We start from the raw sequence: 18,457 nt of genomic DNA on the forward strand, positions 1-18,457 counted from the left end.
CTGACACCGCGCTCACCGGACCCGCCGTCGACCCCACCGATCCCGCGTCGTACGCGACGCTGCACGCCGACGCCGTCGCCCTGCTGGAGGGCTGGCAGCCGACCAGCCCGGCGGCGGCCGACGCGCGGGACCGGACCCTCGCGCTGCTCGCCGCCGGGCCGGTGGCGATGAGCCGGCAGCACCGCCCCGGCCACGTCACAGCGAGCGCGCTGGTGCTCGACCCGACCGGCGCACGGGTGCTGCTCTGCCTGCACGCCAAGTTCGGCCGCTGGGTGCAGCTCGGCGGGCACTGCGAGCCGGTGGACCGGACGCTTGTCGGGGCCGCGCTGCGCGAGGCCATCGAGGAGTCCGGCATCGACGGCCTGCGCATCGATCCGGTGCCGATCGACATCGACGTGCACGAGGTGCTCTGCCAGGGTGGGTCGCGCCACTACGACGTCCGGTTCGCGGTGGTCGCCCCGCCCGGCGCCGTCGAGCAGGTCAGCGACGAGGCCGAGGAGCTGGGGTGGTTCCCGCCCGATCGGCTGCCCGAGCCGCTGGCCGGCGGGACGGCGCAACTCGTCGAGCCGGCCCTCGCGGCGCTGGGCAGGTGGTGACACCTCGTCGTGGCCCGCGCACGAGTACGCCGGCGACAGCGGCTTGCACCGCCATCGCCGGCGCTACGAGGTCACCCGCCGGGGTCGAGGGTCAGACGTAGCCCTCTTCGCCCCGCTCCTTCAGCTCGTCGACGAGGAGCTTGACGTCCTGGGCCCGGTCACGCGGGCAGACCAGCACCGCGTCCGGGGTGTCCACCACGATCAGGTCGCGCACGCCGAGCACCGCCACCAACCGGCCCGACTGCGGCACCACCACCAGGTTGGCGGTGTCCCGCAGGAGTACGCCCGGCTTGGCGTCGGTGCCGAGCACCACGTTGCCCGCGTCGTCGGCGGGCAGCACCTCACCCAGCGTGTGGAAGTCGCCGACGTCGTTCCAGCCGAAATCGCCAGGCACTGTGGCGACCCGACCGGCGGTGGCCGCGCCCTCCATCACCGCGTAGTCGACGGAGATCTTCGGCAGCGTCGGCCAGACCGTCCCGAGCACGTCGTCCTGCTCCGGGGTGCCCCAGGCGGTGGCGATCGCGGTGACCCCCGCGTGCAGCGCCGGCTGCTGGCGGGCCAACTCGGCGAGGAACACGTCCACCCGCCAGACGAACATGCTCGCGTTCCACAGGTGCCGGCCCGAGCGGACGTACGCCTCGGCGACCTCGGCGGCCGGCTTCTCCTTGAACTCGGCCACCTGGCGCCACGGCGTGCCCTCGGCCTCGTCGCCGGTCTCCAGGTAGCCGTAGCCGGTCTCCGGCCGGGTCGGGGTGATCCCGACAGTCATCAGCATGCCCTGCTCGGCCCCCCGGACCGCCTCCTGGACCGTGCGCACCCAGCTGTCCGGGTCGCGGATCAGGTGGTCCGCCGCGAAGCTCCCCATGACCGCGTCCGGGTCACGCTGCGCGATCACCGCCGCGGCCAGCGCGATCGCCGCGCAGGAATCCCGGGGGGACGGCTCGACCAGGATGTTCTCCTCCGGCAGCCCGGTCAGCTGCCGGGCGACCGCCGCGACGTGCGCGGCGCCGGTGACCACGAGGGTCCGATCCGGTGTGGTCAGCGGCGCGAGCCGCTCCACGGTCGCCTGGAGCAGCGAGGCGCTGGTACCGGTCAGCGGGTGGAGGAACTTGGGGTGGCCGGCGCGGGACAACGGCCACAACCTTGTGCCGCTGCCACCTGCCGGGATGACCGCATAAAGCATCCGCACATCATGCCCGACGTATCCGCCCGCAGTGGCACGGGTCACCACGAGAGGCCCGAACGGTCACGACCGGGCGCGACTCCAGGCGGCGATGTGCACCTCGGCGCTGGATTCCCAGGTGAACTCCTTGGCCCGGTCGAAGCCGGCCTTCGCCAGCGACAGCCGGCGCTGCTCGTCGTCGAGCAGGGCGGCCAGGTCGGTGGCGATCTGGCCCGGGTCCTCCGAGGTGTACGCGACCGCGTCGCCACCCACCTCGGGCAGCGACAGCCGGGGGGTGGTCAGCACCGGGGCGGCGCACGCCATAGCCTCCAGGATCGGCAGGCCGAACCCCTCGCCGTACGACGGGTAGGCGGCCACCAGCGCGCCACCGAGGAAGCCGGGCAGGTCGGCGTAGCGCAGGTAGCCGGGGCGCAGCAGCCGCAGGTGGGACGGGACCTCGGCCACCGCCCGGTCGATGTCGTCGTCGTGCCCCTGCCCACCGGCGATCACCAGTGCCGGCGGGTCGACCCGGTCGGCCACCGCACGGGCCCAGCCACGGATCAGGTTGGGCACGTTCTTGCGCGGCTCCTTGGCGCCGAGGAAAGCCACGTACGTGCTGTTGCCCAGCCCCAGCCGGGCGCGCACGCGGGCCTTCTCCTCCTCGCCGGGCGCGTGGAAGGCGTCGTGGTCGACGCCGTGGTAGGCCACGTCGATGCGGGTCGGGTCGGCGTCGAGCAGCCGGATCAGCTCGTCGCGGGTCGCCTTGCTGGGCACGATCACCCGGTTGGCGCGACGCATCGAGGTCTTGATGGCGCTGCGGAAGAACGTGCGGCGGGACTTGTCGTAGTGCTCCGGCTCGGTGAAGAACGTCGCGTCGTGCACGGTGACCGTGACGGGGCACCCGGCCCGCAGCGGGCAGGTGTAGAAGGGCGAGTGCAGCACGTGCGCGCCGACCTGCTGGGCGAGCAGCGGCAGGCCGGTCTGCTCCCAGGCGAGCCGGGCCGGGCGGTGCGCCACGGCGGCCGGAGCGGGGATGATCTCCGCGCCGGGCAGCATACGGGTGTAACGCTCCTGGTCGGTGCGGAGGCTCACCACTGCCAACTCCACCCCCGACCCGCACACCTTGCCGAGGGCACCGAGCAGACCGTCGACGTATCGACCGACACCACCACGGTCGGCGGGGACACTCGTGGCGTCGATGAGCACGCGGGGCGGGCGACCGGCGGTCACGGGGCGACTCCTTGAAGGTGGGTCTGTGGGGAACAACACTCCGGGGGTAAAGCCTACGCCGGAGTACGGGGCCGACGCTGACTGCGACCCGACGGTACGCCGACTTGTCATCGTCATCGAGTACGGGCCGCAGAGGCGTATCGTTCGCGCCGATGGCCGACAACATTGCCCGGGTGTTCGCCGACGCGATCGCGACCGACCCGACCCGACCGCTGCTGACCTGGTACGACGACTCCACCGGCGACCGCACCGAACTCTCCGGCGCGACCCTGGCGAACTGGGTGTCGAAGACCGCCAACCTCCTCGTCGACGAGGTCGGCCTCGCGCCGGGCACACCGGCCGGCGTGCTGCTCCCCCCGCACTGGCAGACCGCCGCCGTCCTGCTGGGCTGCTGGTCGGCAAAGGTGACAGTCGCCGAAACACCGGGCCGGGTGGACGTGCTCTTCGCCGCCGCCGACCGGCTCGACGAAGCACAGTCCTGGCCCGCCGACGAGCGGTACGCCCTGGGCCTCGCCCCGCTCGCCGCCCCGCTGCGGCAGGTGCCGCCCGGCTTCGCCGACTACGTGGTCGAGGTACGCGGGCACGGCGACCACTTCACCCCGCGGTCCGGTCCCGGCCCCGCGGACGCGCAACTGCTGGCCCGCGCCGAGGCCCGCGCCACCGACCTGGGCATCGATCCAGGTGCCCGGGTCCTGATCGACGCCGACCGCTACCCCGACCCGGTGGACTGGCTCCTCGCGCCGCTGACCCGGGCGGCGACCGTGGTCCTGTGCGCCAACCCCGACCCGGCCCGCCTACCCACCCGGCTAACCAGCGAAAAAGTAACCCACCCCCTCCCCTAACCCCCTACGCCCCGCCCTGGCCCCCCGCGCCCCGCGCCCCGCGCCCCGCGATCTTGCAGTTCCTGTCGCCGAGACGCGTGGAATGCCCCGTATGCCGCGACAGTAAGTGCAAGATCGCGGAAGCCCAGCGCCAGCCCGGGTCGATCATGGAGTCGTGGTGGGCGGATCACGGCGGGATGCACCTTTTGCGGGGCACCACCACTCCATGATCGACGCCAGGGGGCGGGGGCGGGGCGGGGGGGTGGGGGTTAGGGGTGGGGGCGGGACTTTGCGAAGGTTGCGAAGGCGGTAAGGGAATCCGGGTTCACCAGCGCGCCCTTGGCCGCGGCCTGGTCGACCGGGGTGCCGGTGAGGATCTTCTTGACCGGCACCTCCAGCTTCTTCGCTGAAAGGGTGCGGGGCACGGCGCGTACCTGGTGGATCTCGTCGGGCACGTGCCGGGGTGAGAGGGCCGTACGCAGTTCGCGGCAGATCTTCTTGCGCAGCGCGTCGTCCATAGTCAGCCCGTCGGCCAGCACCACGAAGAGCAGCAGTTCACCCGCGCCTCCCTCGTCGTCCTCCAGGTGCACCACCACCGAGTCGACGACCTCGTCGAGGCCCTCGACCACCGAGTAGAACTCGGCGGTGCCGAGCCGGACCCCGCCACGGTTGAGGGTGGCGTCGGAGCGGCCGGTGATCACGCAGCCGCCCCGGGAGTTGATGGTGATCCAGTCACCGTGCCGCCAGACGCCCGGGTAGACGGAGAAGTACGCCTCGGCGTAACGGGTGCCGTCCGGGTCGTTCCAGAAGCCCACCGGCATGCTCGGCATCGGCTCGGTGATCACCAGCTCGCCCAGCTCGCCGATCACCGGAGTGCCGTCGGCCGAGCGGGCCTCCACCTTGGCGCCCAGCGCGCGGCAGGCGATCTCGCCGGCGTACACCGGCAGCAGCGGCACCCCGCCGACGAAGCCCGTGCACACGTCGGTGCCGCCCGAGAGCGACTGGAGCTGCACCTGGTCGCCGACGGTCTCGTACACCCAGTGAAAGCCCTCGGCGGGCAGCGGCGCACCTGTGGAACCCACGCCGCGCAGCGCGGACAGGTCGGCGACCTCGCGGGGCACCAGGCCGGCCTTGCGGCAGGCCAGCAGGAACGGCGCCGAGGTGCCGAAGTACGTGGTGCCGGTCTCGGCCGCGAGCCGCCACAGGCCGCCGAGGTCAGGGTGGCCCGGGTTGCCGTCGAAGAGCACGATGGCCGCGCCCACCGCAGGCCCGGAGACCAGGAAGTTCCACATCATCCAACCGGTGGTGGTGAACCAGAAGAACCGGTCGGCCGGGCCGAGGTCGTGGTGCAGGGCGAGCATCTTCAGGTGTTCCAGCAGGATGCCGCCGTGGCCGTGCACGATCGGCTTCGGCAACCCGGTGGTGCCCGAGGAGTAGAGCACGTACAGCGGGTGGTCGAAGGGCACCGGCGTGAACGTCGACGGCTCGTCGGTGGGCGCGGCCAGCTCGGCCCAGCCCAGCGCGCCCTCGGGGGCGGGGCCCGCCGGGTCGAGGTAGCCGATGCTCACGGTGTGGCGCAGCGACGGCAGGGCCGCACGGATCGCGGCGACCTCGGCGCGGCGGTCGACCGGCTTGTCGCCGTAGCGGTAGCCGTCCACGGCGACGAGCACGGTCGGCTCGATCTGCTGCCACCGGTCGGTGACGCTGCGCGTGCCGAACTCCGGCGCGCAGGACGAGAAGATGGCCCCGAGGCTGGCGGTGGCCAGCAGCAGGACGTACGTCTCGGGAATGTTGGGGGCGTACGCCGCCACCCGGTCCCCGGCGGTGACGCCGAGCCGGCGCAGACCGGCCGACACCCGGCGGACCTGCTCGCGCAGCTCCCCGGCGGTGAGGGTGACCGGCTCGCGGGTCTGGCCGTGCGCGATGACCACGGGGTCGTCGTCGGCGCGGCCCGGCATCCGCAGCACGTTCTCGGCGTAGTTGAGGGTGGCGCCCGGGAACCAGCGCGCCCCGGGCATCCCCCGCTCGGCCAGGGTTGCGGTCGGCGGGGTGTGCGCGATCACCTCGAAGTGGTCCCAGATCGAGCGCCAGAACGCGTCCAGGTCGGTGACCGACCACCGCCACAGGGCGTCGTAGTCGGCGAAGTCCAGCCCGCGGTGCTCGGCCAGCCAGCGCAGGTAGTCGCCGATCCGGGACCGCTCCAGCACGTCCGCCGGCGGCGTCCACATCACGTCACCCACTGCTCCACCCTCCCCTGGCCCCGCACGACACTGTGAATGGGCCGTGGCGCCATCTTGCCCTACCTCGAAGCGCCATTCTGCGCACCGGGTACGCCTATCGACGCGTGCCCGGCCCACACTCCAGCCCACCCACCCATGTGGTTCAGCCCGCCCGGTGCGCCTGGATGGCCCGGCGGCGGGCCAGACGGTGCGCACGGCGGATCTCCGCCTCCTTGAACCGGCGCTCGTCCTCCGGCGTCTCCGGCAGCACCGGACGGACCATGCGCGGCGCACCGCCGACGTCCACGCCGACGAAGACCAGGTACGCCGTGGCCACCCGCACCGGCGCGTCCTCGGCCGAGTCCCACCGCTCGGCGACCACCCGCACGCCCACCTCCATCGACGTCTGTCCGGTCCAGTTCACCTGGGCGTGCGCGTGCACCAGGTCACCGACCCGGACTGCCTCGGAGAAGACGATCTCGTCGATCGCCGCGGTGACCGCCGTCCCGCCGCTGTGCCGGGCTGCGGCGGCGCCCGCCACGTCGTCGACGAACTTCATCAGGACCCCGCCGTGGACGGTTCCGTAGAGGTTCACGTCCACCGCAGTCATGATCTTGCTGAGGGTGACGCGGGAGTACGACGTCGGCTTGCCGGTCGGAGCGGCGGAGAGGTGCTCGGTCATGCCGGAAACGGTACGGTGCGCGGATGCGACATCTCTGGAGCTTCCTCGCCGGGTTGGTGGTGGCACCCATCACGTGGGCGCTTGTCACACTCGGGCAGGACGGGTCGAGCCGGACGGTCGACCGCTGGGTGGAGATCGGCACCTTCAACACCGCCAACCTGATCGAACCGGCCGTGTACCTCGGCGTCGGCGGTGTCCTGCTCGGGCTGCTCGGCACACTGCGCTTCTCACCGGCGGGCCCGGTGGTGGCCGGGCTGCTGCTGGTCACCCCGTACGTCGGGATGTTCGTGGCGCCGTTCGAGGTGCGCGACGCGATCCCGCAGGGGTGGAAGGTGTTCGGTGACCCGCTGCCGCTGCGGCTGCCGGTGGAGAACGGCACGCTCTTCCTGATCGGCCTGCTGCTGCTCATGGCGACGTTCAGCGGCCAACGCTGGCGGCAGTGGCCGCAGGCCGCGACCGCGCCGGCCCTGACGCCGGCGCCGGCGGACGGCCCGCGCGGTGACGACTTCACCCTCACCGACTGGCCGTCGCCCGAGCCCGCGGAGCGCGACACCGCCCCGCTGACCCTGGGTTACCCGGCCGACCCGACGCCGACCGAGCCGCTGCCCCGCCGGGTGGGTGGCGAATCACCGTGGTCCGCCCCGCCGCGGGGCCAGTCCCGCCCCGAGGACACCACCGAGATCCGTTGACCGTCGGGCGGGCCGGGAGGCCCGGCCCGCCCGACCAGACCCGCCGCGCTAGTGCACGGCGACGGCGAGGTCCGGGTCGACCGCGCCGAGGGTGGCGCGGGGCACGACCAGGAGCATGACCGCCAGCGCCGCGGCCATGCCGCCCGCGATGACGACCGCCATCGGTACGCTCCCCGTGCCGAACAGGCCGGCCAGGGGCGCCGACACCGCGCCGACGCCGAACTGCACGGCCCCGAGCAGCGCCGCGGCCGTGCCGGCGGCCTCGCTGTGCCGGCTCATGGCCAGCGCCGGGGCGTTCGGCAGGGCCAGGCCCGCCGCGGCCAGCACGAGCCACAGCGACGCGAGCAGGGTGCCGAGGCCACCGAAGCCGGTGGCAGCGAACGCGATCAGCAGCAGCCCGGCGGCCGTTCCGGCGATCAGCGCGCTGATGAGGATCTGCTGCGGGGTGTAGCGCCGCAGCAGCCGGACGTTGAACTGGGTGGCGCCGATCAGGCCGACGGCGCCGGCACCGAAGGCCAGGCCGAACTGCTGCTCGTCGAGCCCGTACTCCCGCTGGAGCACGAACGACGACCCCGAGACGTACGCGAACAGCGACGCCATGGCCAGCCCGGCGACCAGCACCAGACCGACGAAGGCCCGGTCGTTGAGCAGCGCCCGGTAGTCGCGCAGGGTCGCCGCCACCCCGCCGTGTCGGCGGCGGGCCACCGCGAGGGTCTCCGGAAGCTGCAACGCCGCGACGACGATCAGCAACGCGCCCAGCACCGCCAGCGCCGCGAAGACGCCCCGCCACTCGGTCCAGCGCAGCAGCCCGCTGCCCAGCGTCGGCGCGAGGATCGGCGCCAGCCCCATGACCAGCATCAGGCGCGAGAAGATCCGCGCGAACGAGGCGCCGCTGAACAGGTCGCGCACGACGGCCGTGGCGACCACGGTGGCGGCCGCCACGCCGAGGCCCTGCAGGACGCGCAGCGCGCCGAGCACGGCGATGTTGGGCGCGAAGACGCACAGCACGGAGGCCACGATGTGCGCGGCGAGCCCGGCGAGCAACGGCAGACGCCGCCCGACCACGTCGGAGAGCGGCCCGATCAGCAACTGGCCCAGCGCGAGGCCGACCAGCGTGCCGGTCAGCGTCAACTGCACGGCGGTCTCGGTGGTCTGCAGGCCGGCCGTGATGGCGGGCAGCGCCGGCAGGTACATGTCGATGGTCAACGGCCCGATCGCGATCAACGCGCCGAGCACCAGCACGAGCCGGGCCCGCTGGCGGTTGGTCATCAGGTCGCCGGGCAGCACATCCTGCTCGGGGGCGGTCTTCTCCACCAGCTGCTTCATCATCTCGATCTCTCTGCGGAAGCCGGCGCGTCGTCACGAGCGGCGGCGCGGGGCGTCACCGGGACCGCGTGGACGCGGCGGAGGATGCCCGGCGGTGGGCGGCGTGGACGTGACGACTCAGAGGCCGTGGCGGGGTTGGCCGGGTGGGCGATGATCCGGGATGATTCTCCCGGGTCGACAACACCTCGGCCGTGTACGACGTTCCCTGTGTGTGGGGAGTCACGCGGTTCCGTCCGGCCGCCCCAGCTGTGAGCTGCGGTCACAGCTGGGGAAGATCGCCCACCGCCCTATGCGGGGTCCGCGGCCCGCAGACGCGGCCACCGCTGCTCGGTCCAGGCCCGCAACAGCCACTCCAGCGGCCCGTACCGGAACCGGGCCATCCACGCCGCGCTGCCGGCGAGCTGCAGGCAGTAGATCGCGACCGCGATGAGGACGACGACCGGGGGCGCGACGGCACCGGCGAGGCCCAGCCCGACGCCGGTGAAGACCAGCACGCAGAGCAGCGACTGGCCCAGGTAGTTCGACAGGGACATCCGCCCGGCCGGCGCGAGTACGGCGGCGACCCGCCGACCCCGCTCGGTCTGGAAGAACTGGAGCAGGGTGGCGGCGTACGCGGCCGCGAGCAGCGGCGCGGTGAGCACGCCCGCCGTCAGCCCGGTCAGGTTCGCGGTGCCCCCGCCCGCCGCGAAGATCACCGCACCGGCCAGGCCGATCGGATAGCCCAGCTGCTGCACCCGGCGCAGGAGCTGCCGGTTCCCGGCGATGTCGGTGAGCAGCCGGCGCCGACCGGCCGCGTAACCGAAGAGGAAGGCCGAGAGGGCGAGCGGCCCCTGCACGAGGAGCGTGCCGAGCATCGCCGGCAGCTGGCGTACGTGCTCGCTGATCACCGAGCCGAACCCACCCTGTAGCGCCTCGGTGGACCGCTGCCCCGCCGCCAGCGCCGTCGCCGGATCGGTGACCAGCTGGGTCCCGCCCGTGGCGGCGAGCGCGAGGAGGAAGCCGATCCCGCCGGTCAGCAGTACGGCGACGCGCAGCGCGGTCCTGACGCGGACTCCCCGCATGGCGAGCAGGACCAGACCGAGCAACGCGTACGCGGTCAGGATGTCGCCCTGGAACAGCAGCACCGCGTGCAGGATGCCGAGCACGAAGAGCCCGACCAGCCGTCGCCGGAACCGTGGGACGACGTCGACGCCCCGTCGCGCGGCGGAATCGAGCTGGAGCGTGAAGCTGTAGCCGAACAGGAAGGAGAAGAGCAGGTACGCCTTCATCGTGAACAGCAGCTCGACCAGCCACAGGACCGCCTGGTCGCCCCACGAGTCGTACGCGGGATCCGGGACCAGCTGGAAGGGATAGCCGGAGGCGAAGAAGGCGATGTTGACGATCAGGATGAGGAGCAGCGCCACGGCGCGCAACGCGTCGACGTCGACGATCCGGGAGAGCGTCCCGGACGACGCGCGGCTCCCGACGGGTGGGTCCTTGATGGAGTGGCTCACGTGACAACCTCCGGAACGGACAGCAATCGTGTTCGGTGACTGTCCTGTGACCCTATGAAGCGGCCTTTCCGGATGACAGCCGGTGAGCGGGAAGACGCTGGTGGGGTGGGCCCTACCCGCGACACACCCGGAACCCCGACCGACACAACAGGAATCCCCCAGAACGCCGAGGAGAAGCGTTCTGGGGGACCAGAGGTAATCCCGCCAGGCAGAGCAGCCAGAAGAGCTCGGAATCAGCCCTTGAGCAGCTGCCGCGCCATGACGATGCGCTGCACCTGGTTCGTTCCTTCGTAGATCTGGGTGATCTTGGCGTCGCGCATCATCCGCTCGACCGGGTAGTCGCGGGTGTAGCCGTAGCCGCCGAGCAGCTGCACCGCGTCGGTGGTGATCTCCATGGCGGCGTCGGAGGCGAAGCACTTCGCCGCCGCGCCGAAGTAGGTCAGGTCGGCGTCGCCCCGCTCGGACTTGCCGGCGGCGGCGTACGTGAGCTGCCGGGCAGCCTCCAGCTTCATGCCCATGTCGGCGAGCATGAACTGGATGCCCTGGAACTCGGCGATCGCCTTGCCGAACTGGCGGCGCTCGGCGACGTACCCCTTGGCGTAGTCGAGCGCGCCCTGCGCGATCCCGACGGCCTGCGCGGCGATGGTCACCCGGGTGTGGTCGAGGGTCTTCATGGCGGTGGCGAAGCCGGTGCCCTCCGCGCCGATCATCCGGTCGGCGGGGATCCGCACGTTGTCCAGGTAGACCTCGCGGGTCGGGGAGCCCTTGATCCCCAGCTTCTTCTCCGGTGCGCCGAAGCTCACGCCGGCATCGGACTTCTCGACCACGAAGGCCGAGATGCCCCGGGATCGGGCGGCGGGGTCGGTGACGGCGAAGACGGTGTAGAACTCGGAGACGCCGGCGTTGGTGATCCAGCGCTTCACGCCGTTGAGCACCCAGTGATCCCCGTCACGCACCGCCCGGGTCGTCATCGACGCCGCGTCGCTGCCCGCCTCGGGCTCCGAGAGGCAGTACGAGAACATGGCGTCGCCCGCCGCGACCGGGGTCAGGTAGCGGCGCTTGATCTCCTCGGAACCGGACAACAGCAGCGGCATCGTGCCGAGTTTGTTGACCGCCGGGATCAGCGAGGAGGACGCGCAGGCGCGCGCCACCTCCTCGATCACGATGGCGGTGGCCAGCGCGTCCGCGCCCGCGCCCCCGTACTCCTCGGGGATGTGCGGTGCGTGGAAGTCGGCTGCCCGCAGCGCGTCGTAGGACGCCTTCGGAAACTCCCCGGTCTCGTCGGCCTCGGCGGCGTGCGGAGCCACCTTGGCGGCACAGACCTCACGGACCGCCTCCCGGATCGCCTCGTGCTCCTCGGGCAACCGGTAGACGTCGAACGACTCCCCTGCGGCCATGTCGGCCCCTCCCCTTCACCGCTATCATGCGCAGTCTGTGGCCTCCCCTGACCGCCGACCGCGCAGACTGAAGGATAGCGACTGCAGTTCAGGTGATGTTACCGGCGCGTAGGTATGGGCATGACGGAGCACCCGCGCCGCTGGGCGATGATGAGAGACAGACAGTGAGCCACCCTCCGGTGCCCCGTCAGGCGCCGCAGCAGAATGCGACGCGACGACGCGCCGCCAGTGCGAGCGGAGAAGACAGGCGTGACGATCCCCTACCCCACCATCCAGCCGACCCCCGCCATCGCCGCGGTGACGCCGCCTTCCGGTGCACCTCGGCCGCGGGTGACGTTTCTGGGAACCGGCTACCTCGGTGCGACGTACGCCATCTGCTACGCGGAACTCGGGTACGAGGTGCTCGGGTTCGACGTCGACGCGGACAAGATCGCGAAGCTGAACGCCGGCGAGGTGCCGATCCACGAGCCCGGCCTGGACGAGCTGCTCAAGCGCAACCTGGCCGCCGGCCGGCTGCGGTTCTCGACCGACATCGCCGAGACCGCCGAGTTCGGCGACGTGCACTTCATCTGCGTCGGCACCCCCCAGCGGGCCGACGGGATGGGCGCCGACCTGTCGTACGTCGAGGCGTCGGTGACCAGCCTCGCGCAGCACCTGACCCGCAAGGCGCTGATCGTCGGCAAGTCCACCGTGCCGGTGGGCACCGCCGACTGGGTCGAGCAGCTGGTCGGCAAGCACACCCCCGGCGACCTGGAGGTCGAGGTGGCGTGGAGCCCCGAGTTCCTCCAGGAGGGCTTCGCCGTCGACGACGTGCTGCGCCCCAACCGGATCGTGGTCGGCGTGAAGAGCGAGTGGGCCAACGGCATGCTCTACGCCGCGCACAAGGGCGTCTTCGACCTGGCCGCCACCGAGGACCGCGAGGTGCCGCTGGTGGTCACCGACTTCGCGACGGCCGAGCTGGTCAAGGTCGCGGCGAACGCGTTCCTGGCCACCAAGATCTCCTTCATCAACGCCATGGCCGAGGTCTGCGAGGCCAGCGGCGGCGACGTCACCCAGCTGGCCCGCGCGATCGGGTACGACCCCCGGATCGGCAACCGGTTCCTCCAGGCCGGGCTCGGCTTCGGCGGCGCCTGCCTGCCCAAGGACATCCGCGCCTTCCAGGCCCGCGCGCAGGAGCTGGGCGCGGGCGAGGCACTGCGCTTCCTGCACGAGGTCGACCTGATCAACCTGCGCCGCCGGACCCGCGTGCTCCAGCTCGCGGCGGACCTGCTCGGCCGGCGCTCCGGGCCGGCCGGCCCGGACTTCTCCGGCACCCGCATCGCCGTGCTGGGCGCCACCTTCAAGCCCAACACCGACGACGTCCGCGACGCCCCGGCGCTCGCCGTCGCCGCGCTGTTGCAGAAGGCCGGCGCCGACGTGCACGTGTACGACCCGCAGGGCGCCGAGAACGCCCGCCGCGCGGTGCCCGAGCTGACGTACGAGGCCGGCATCAACGAGGCCGTCGCCGACGCCGACCTGGTCTGCGTCCTCACCGAGTGGGCGGACTTCCGCAACGCCGACCCGGTCGCCCTGGGTGAGCTGGTCGCCGGCCGCAAGGTCGTCGACGGGCGCAACTGCCTCGACTCGACACTGTGGACCCAGGCCGGCTGGGAGTACCGGGGCATGGGCCGCCCCTGACGTTTCGCCACTCACCGGCCGGTCGCGACGCACCCCTGCGCGGCCGGCCGGTGATGTTGTTTGCCCCGGACCCGCCGACAAGTGTCGAAATCCGCGCCAGCTTTGGGCATGCTGCGACAGTGGGAGTCCACAGTGCGGGTGGAGGGGTGTCGTGGCGACCTTTCAATGCTCCTCGTGCGGTCGGGAGATCAAGCCGGCCGTGCAGTGTCCGCACTGCGGGGCCGACCAGCCCCAGTGGGTCGAGCATCTGGCGGACATCGAGCGCTCGATCGCGGAGATGAAAGCGCGCGACGCCGCCATCGCCCGCGAACAGCGGCAGATCGCCGCCAAGATGCAGGCCGCGCTCTTCCAACGGGACATCCTCGCCCACGCCGGTGAGGAGCGGATCAAGCAGGCCACCCGGCCCCGCCGGGTGCTGCGCCGCCGACCGGGTCGCCGCCCGCCGACGGCCACCACCGGCGCCCCGCCCCGGGTCCCGCGCCAGGGCACCCCGCCCAGCCCGGAAGATCCGCCGCCGCCCCCGCCAAGGGCGTCCTGGCTGGACGCCGACGACCCCGAGCACCCGCCGGAGGCGTCCTCGCGGGAGGTGCAGAACATCCCTCTCGGGTTGGGCGCGCTGCTGCTCGCCGTGGCCGCGGTGGTCTTCGCCGCGGTGGCGACGAGTTCGATGGACGCGCTGGCCCGCCTCGGCGTCCTGCTGGTCGCCACGGTGCTGATGCTGCTCGCGCCGCCGGCGCTGGCCCGGCGCGGGCTCACCTCCACCGCGGAGACGATCTCCGCGGTGGGTCTGCTGCTCGTGCCGCTGGCCGGGTACGCGCTGTGGGCGGTGGACCGGATCGACGACGGCGCCACCTCCGGCGCCGTCTTCGCCGGTCTGATCTTCGCGGCCACCGCCGCCGTGTCCGTCGGGTACGCCGCCTGGACCGGGCTGCGCGCGCCCCGCTTCGCGACAGTGGTCGCCGCGCAGCCGGTGCTGCCGCTGCTCGCGTACGACCGGATCACCGGGCCGGGCGGCTGGGCGCTGGTGCTGACCCTGGTGGCCCTTCTCGACCTCTGGCTGGCCCGCTCCCCGATCGTGGTGGAGCGCCCCGTCCGACAGGACCTGCCGAGCCCCGCCAGCGGATCGGCGACACCTCGGCAGCGTGACGCCGAGGCCCGACCGGAGGCCGACCCGGAGGAGGCCGGCGAACTGATCGATGCTGGCGCGGGCACCGTCGACGCGCGGCCCGCCCGCCCGGTGCCCGGGCTGCGCGAGCTGACCTGGTCGCTGCACGCGGTGGCCGTCGCGGTCGCCCTGGCGTACGCGGTCACCGCCCTGCTGCGGGCGGAGGCCGTGCCGACGGCGACCGGCGCCGGGCTGGTGCTCCTGCTGGCGGCCGCCGTCGGGCTGGCCGGCGCGCTGGTGCTGCGCCGCCCACCGCTGCCCGACGTGGCGGCCGGCATCGTCACTCTGGCCGTGATCGGCGCGTTCGGCCGGATCGTCTCGGTGGCCCTGCCCGGTCAGTCGTTGCTGCTGATCGCGGCGGTGATCACGGTGACCGGGCTGGCGGTCCGCGCGGTCCCCGAGACGGCCCGACGCGGCCCGCAGATCGCCTCGGCTGTCGCCCTCACCGTCAGCGGACTTGTGGTCGCCGGGGGAGCACTGCGCGCCGGGGTCGCCCCCGTCCGGGCGGCACTGCCCGCCTGGGACGCCGACCTCGACAGGTACGCCACCGAACTGGCCGCCGCCGTCGGCCCGACCACCTGGCAGCTCGCCGCCGCCGCGTTCCTGCTCACCATCGCCGCGGTGGTGGCCCTGCCACCGGAGATCCGCCGCGAGTTCGCGGTCGCCGGTGCGGCGCTGACGGCGCTTGCCGTACCGGCGTCGTTCGGCCTCGGCTGGGCCTCGGCGCCCTGGCCGATGGTGGTCACCGCGATCGGCATCGGGGTCATCGGCCTCTCCGCGCGTACCACCCGGGCCGCCCTGGCCCACGCCGTCGGCGCCGCCGTGGTGGGCCTGTTCGCCGCGGGCGCCGGGCTGTCCCGACCCGCGCTCACCGCCGCCGTCCTGCTCACCCTCTTCGCGGCCGGCGCGCTTGTCGCGCTGGCACCCCGGGTCCGGATCGCGTCGGCCGCCGCCGACACGGTCACGGACTGGGCCTCCGGAGGGGCGGCCTTCGCGCTGCCCGGGGCGGTGGCCGCGTTCGTGGCCGCCACCATGCCCGTCGACGAGACCCCCACCCCGGCCAGCCTCCGCGAGGCGACCGTCCCGGTGCTGGCGGCGAGTTTCCTGGCCGTCTGTGTGACCCTCGGGTACGCCGCCATGGTGCAGGTCTCGCAGCGGCGCATCCCGGCGCCCCTGTCGGTCGGCACCGGGCTGGGCGCGCTCGTCGTCACCGCCGCCGCCTTCGGCGCACCCGGTGCGACGGTCGCCGACGCCTGGGTCGGGGCGCTGCTGCTGGTCGCCGCGGTGCTGCTCTTCCTGGCCCCGTCGATCGACGCCGGCCGCCGCTCGGATCTCACCCTGGACGGTTCGGACCTGGCCGCCGCGGCGGTGACCACCGCCCTGATCGCCACGATGGTGCGGATCGCCGCGGTCCTCGCGCCGGGTGGGCAACTGGCGGTGGCCGCCGGCCTGGTCCTGGTGGTGGCCGTCGGCGCCCGCGCCATGCCGGAGGAGTGGCGACGCGGCCCCGTCCTCGGCATCGCCGTCGGCGGCCTACTCATCGGGGTGCTGGCCGGCTGGACGGCGCTGCGCGGTGGGGTCGGTGTGCTGGCCACCCCCGGGCCGATCTGGGACGGCGACCTGAGCGGCTGGCCGGCCGCGCCGACCGGCGGTGCGACCTGGCAGGCGCCGATCGCGCTGGTGCTGTTGGCCGTCGCCGCCGGCGTCCTGCTCCCGCCGCCCTGGCGGTGGGACGCGTCCGGGGTGGCCGTGGTGCTCGCCACGATCGGCGCACCTGCCGCGTTCGACCTGCCCTGGTGGTCGCCGGTGCTCGTCGGGGCCATGGTCGCCACCGTCTACGGGATGGCGGCGGTGGCCAGCGAGGAGGCCCGGGCCGGGCTGTCCCGGGCCACCGTGGCCGGGGTGGTCGCGCTGCACGGGGCCGGCGCCGGCCTGGTCCGCCCGTGGACCACCGCGCTGGCGCTGGGCAGCATCGCGCTCATCGGCGTCGTGGTGGCCGCGCTGGCGCGCGTCCTGGCCGGCCCGCAGGTGACCGACCTGGAGACCGAGGGCATGCCGCCGCACCTGGCGCAGATCGGCGGCGCGGCGGCCGGCGCGGCGCTGCTCGCGCTGCCCGGCGCGGTGGCGGCGCTGGCCGTCGAGTTCCAGCACTCGGCACAGGTGGTGCTGACCGCCGCCCTCGCCGCGTCCAGCCTCGGTCTGGCCGGCGTCGCCGCGGTACGCCGACACGTTCCGCAGTACCTGCCCTGGGTCAGCGTGGCAGTGGTCGGCGGTGCCAGCATCAGCGCACTCGCCGCCATCCCCACCGGGCTCCCGGCCGGGGTCTACGCGGCCGCCGCCGCGCTGCTCGGTGTCCTCGCCGAGCTGATCCGCGCGGCGACCGTGCCGCCCACCGGTTCCGCCCAGCCGGTCCGCCGCTGGGCGGTGCTCCTCGACGGCGCGCTGCGGCGACTGCCGGACAACCCGGACCGGCGGCGGTGGCGGGTCAGCCCGTCCGCCGGCGCGCTCGCGGCCGCCGCGCTGCCGACCGCCCTGGCGCTCGCGTCGATCGCGCCGGCCCTGGTCGTCGCCCTCGTCGAGCCGCACCGCACGTTGAGCCGGATCTGGCAGGGTCCGCCGCCGGAGCTGCTCACGCCGCCGTCGGACGTGGTCAACCCGACCCACGTGCTGACCGCGCTGCTGCTCACCGCGACGGCGGCCCTGGCCGCCACCGGGTTCAGCGGCGGACGACGGTCCCGTGCCGTACCAGTCGTGCTGCCCGGCGCCGCCGTCACGCTGCTGATCGCGCCCATCGCGCTGGGCAGCGGGTGGCCGGCGAGCACCCTCGCGGCGCTCTCCGTCTTCACCATCTCGATGCTCGGCCTCGCCCTGACCCCGCCACCGCCCCTCGTCGAGCCGGCCCGGTCGCTGCGGCTGGCCCGGGTGCTGGTCTTCGCCATCGGCCTGGCCGCCGGTGGCGCCGGCCTGGCCGGCAGCCTGGCCGAGGAGCAACTGACCCTGTTCACCCTCGGTGGCGCGGTAGGCGTGGGCGTGGTGGCGGCCCTGTTCGGCACCACCCAGCGGGCGCGCATCCTGGGCTGGCTCTTCGCCTCGCTGATGGCCCAGCTCTTCGTGCTCACCGCCGGCCTGGTCGTCGGGCTGGCTGCGGTGTGGTCCGCGTTCGGGGTGCTCGCCGTCGGAGCGGTCCTGCAGGTGTTCGCCGCGACCCTGCCCCGACTGCGCCGCCCCGAGGCGCAGCGCGAGGCCGCCACCGTGCAGTGGAGCGGGTACGCGGCGGCCCTGATCGCGCTGGCGCTCGCCTTCGACTCCCCCCGGCACATCGCCGCTTTGCTGGCCGCCTGGGGAGCGGTGCTCGGCGTGGCGGCGACCCGTCCCGGCCGGCGGCCGGTGGAACGCCGGATCCTCTTCTGGGCTGTGGTGTTCTGCGAGATCACCGCCTGGTGGATCCTGATGCGCGTCGCCGACGTGGCGCTGCCCGAGGCGTACACGCTGCCGTTCGCCGCGCTGGCCCTGCTGGTCGGTGTGCTCGAACTGCGGCACCGCCCCGATCTGAGCAGCTGGGTGGCGTACGGGCCGGCGTTGGTCGCCGCGTTCCTGCCGACGCTGGCGATCGTGCTGGCCACCGATTCCAGCACGTTGCGGCAGATGCTGCTGCTGCTCGGCGCGGTCGCGGTGCTGATCTTCGGCTCGTCCAGCCGGCAGCAGGCCCCGGTGATCGTCGGCGCGTCCGTCACCGCGATCGCCGCGATCCACGCGTTGTTCAGCCTCGGCCCGTGGCTGGCGCTGATCCCCGTGGGGCTCCTGCTGCTCGTCCTCGGGGCGAGCAACGAACGCCGCCGCCGCGCCCAGGAACGCCTCCAGACCGCGCTCCGCGGCATGAGATGAATCGGAGGGTCACGGCAGGGTCCGCGCGCCTGGGCCTTCCCGCGATCTTGCACTTTCTGTCGCCGCATAGAGGGACAAATGCCGCGTTACCGCGACCGAAAGTGCAAGATCGCGG

Annotated in this window: 12 protein-coding genes; 5 read left to right on the top strand and 7 right to left on the bottom strand. The window is 73.4% G+C overall.

Translation table 11 applies throughout. From position 1 onward, the window contains the following. The first annotated feature begins 59 nt into the window (after nt 1-59). Entirely contained in the window at nt 60-596 is a 537-nt protein-coding gene (locus tag ACLQ27_RS17760; protein ID WP_425867882.1) for an NUDIX hydrolase, read from the top strand. A 91-nt stretch (nt 597-687) separates the two neighbouring features. Here ACLQ27_RS17760 and ACLQ27_RS17765 read toward each other — a convergent pair whose 3' ends face one another. Continuing rightward, a complete protein-coding gene (locus ACLQ27_RS17765; protein WP_234584042.1) occupies nt 688-1,779 on the bottom strand; it encodes a mannose-1-phosphate guanylyltransferase in 1,092 nt (363 codons plus the stop codon). A gap of 63 nt (nt 1,780-1,842) precedes the next feature. Next, nucleotides 1,843-2,988, bottom strand: a complete 1,146-nt coding sequence (locus ACLQ27_RS17770; protein WP_425867683.1) for a glycosyltransferase family 4 protein — start codon at nt 2,986-2,988, stop codon at nt 1,843-1,845. A gap of 152 nt (nt 2,989-3,140) precedes the next feature. Between ACLQ27_RS17770 and ACLQ27_RS17775 the strand changes: the two genes are divergently transcribed. After that, on the top strand, nt 3,141-3,830 hold the full coding sequence (locus tag ACLQ27_RS17775) for a TIGR03089 family protein (protein ID WP_425867684.1): 690 nt from the start codon (nt 3,141-3,143) through the stop codon (nt 3,828-3,830). Nucleotides 3,831-4,078: 248 nt separating this feature from the next. Here the strand turns inward: ACLQ27_RS17775 and ACLQ27_RS17780 are convergent, their stop codons facing one another. Continuing rightward, nucleotides 4,079-6,049, bottom strand: coding sequence for an acetoacetate--CoA ligase (locus ACLQ27_RS17780; protein ID WP_425867685.1), 1,971 nt, complete (start codon nt 6,047-6,049; stop codon nt 4,079-4,081). Between the two features lie 142 nt (nt 6,050-6,191). Beyond that, nucleotides 6,192-6,710 carry an acyl-CoA thioesterase gene (locus tag ACLQ27_RS17785; protein ID WP_357493729.1) on the bottom strand — a complete coding sequence of 173 codons (519 nt, stop codon included), beginning with the start codon at nt 6,708-6,710 and terminating at the stop codon, nt 6,192-6,194. A 23-nt stretch (nt 6,711-6,733) separates the two neighbouring features. Here ACLQ27_RS17785 and ACLQ27_RS17790 point away from each other — a divergent pair, with 23 nt between their 5' ends. Next, complete coding sequence (locus ACLQ27_RS17790; protein ID WP_357493727.1) at nt 6,734-7,399, top strand: hypothetical protein; 666 nt, start codon at nt 6,734-6,736, stop codon at nt 7,397-7,399. A 48-nt stretch (nt 7,400-7,447) separates the two neighbouring features. Here ACLQ27_RS17790 and ACLQ27_RS17795 read toward each other — a convergent pair whose 3' ends face one another. The 3 genes from ACLQ27_RS17795 to ACLQ27_RS17805 form a co-directional block, all read right to left on the bottom strand. Then, on the bottom strand, nt 7,448-8,728 hold the full coding sequence (locus ACLQ27_RS17795; protein WP_425867687.1) for a multidrug effflux MFS transporter: 1,281 nt from the start codon (nt 8,726-8,728) through the stop codon (nt 7,448-7,450). Between the two features lie 284 nt (nt 8,729-9,012). Continuing rightward, a complete protein-coding gene (locus tag ACLQ27_RS17800; RefSeq protein WP_357493723.1) occupies nt 9,013-10,218 on the bottom strand; it encodes a DUF418 domain-containing protein in 1,206 nt (401 codons plus the stop codon). A gap of 233 nt (nt 10,219-10,451) precedes the next feature. Next, on the bottom strand, nt 10,452-11,615 hold the full coding sequence (locus tag ACLQ27_RS17805; protein WP_357493721.1) for an acyl-CoA dehydrogenase family protein: 1,164 nt from the start codon (nt 11,613-11,615) through the stop codon (nt 10,452-10,454). 249 nt (nt 11,616-11,864) lie between these two features. On the opposite strand from ACLQ27_RS17805, the gene ACLQ27_RS17810 reads away from it, so the two are divergent. Together ACLQ27_RS17810 and ACLQ27_RS17815 are read left to right on the top strand one after the other, a co-directional pair. Next, nucleotides 11,865-13,292 (top strand): UDP-glucose dehydrogenase family protein, encoded by a 1,428-nt coding sequence (locus tag ACLQ27_RS17810; RefSeq protein WP_425867690.1) that lies wholly within the window; start codon nt 11,865-11,867, stop codon nt 13,290-13,292. A gap of 151 nt (nt 13,293-13,443) precedes the next feature. Next, the gene (locus ACLQ27_RS17815) at nt 13,444-18,342 is read left to right on the top strand and encodes an SCO7613 C-terminal domain-containing membrane protein (protein WP_425867691.1); all 4,899 of its coding nucleotides are present in this window, start codon (nt 13,444-13,446) and stop codon (nt 18,340-18,342) included. Nucleotides 18,343-18,457: the final 115 nt, after the last annotated feature.

Source organism: Micromonospora sp. DT63 (assembly GCF_049841615.1).
Taxonomy (GTDB): Bacteria; Actinomycetota; Actinomycetes; order Mycobacteriales; family Micromonosporaceae; genus Micromonospora.

Bases quoted from the DNA above. Each gene is read 5' to 3' on its own strand.
- ACLQ27_RS17765 (WP_234584042.1), bottom strand. From the start codon at position 1,779: ATGCTTTATGCGGTCATCCCGGCAGGTGGCAGCGGCACAAGGTTGTGG.
- ACLQ27_RS17775 (WP_425867684.1), top strand. From the start codon at position 3,141: ATGGCCGACAACATTGCCCGGGTGTTCGCCGACGCGATCGCGACCGAC.
- ACLQ27_RS17785 (WP_357493729.1), bottom strand. From the start codon at position 6,710: ATGACCGAGCACCTCTCCGCCGCTCCGACCGGCAAGCCGACGTCGTAC.
- ACLQ27_RS17790 (WP_357493727.1), top strand. From the start codon at position 6,734: ATGCGACATCTCTGGAGCTTCCTCGCCGGGTTGGTGGTGGCACCCATC.
- ACLQ27_RS17795 (WP_425867687.1), bottom strand. From the start codon at position 8,728: ATGATGAAGCAGCTGGTGGAGAAGACCGCCCCCGAGCAGGATGTGCTG.
- ACLQ27_RS17805 (WP_357493721.1), bottom strand. From the start codon at position 11,615: ATGGCCGCAGGGGAGTCGTTCGACGTCTACCGGTTGCCCGAGGAGCAC.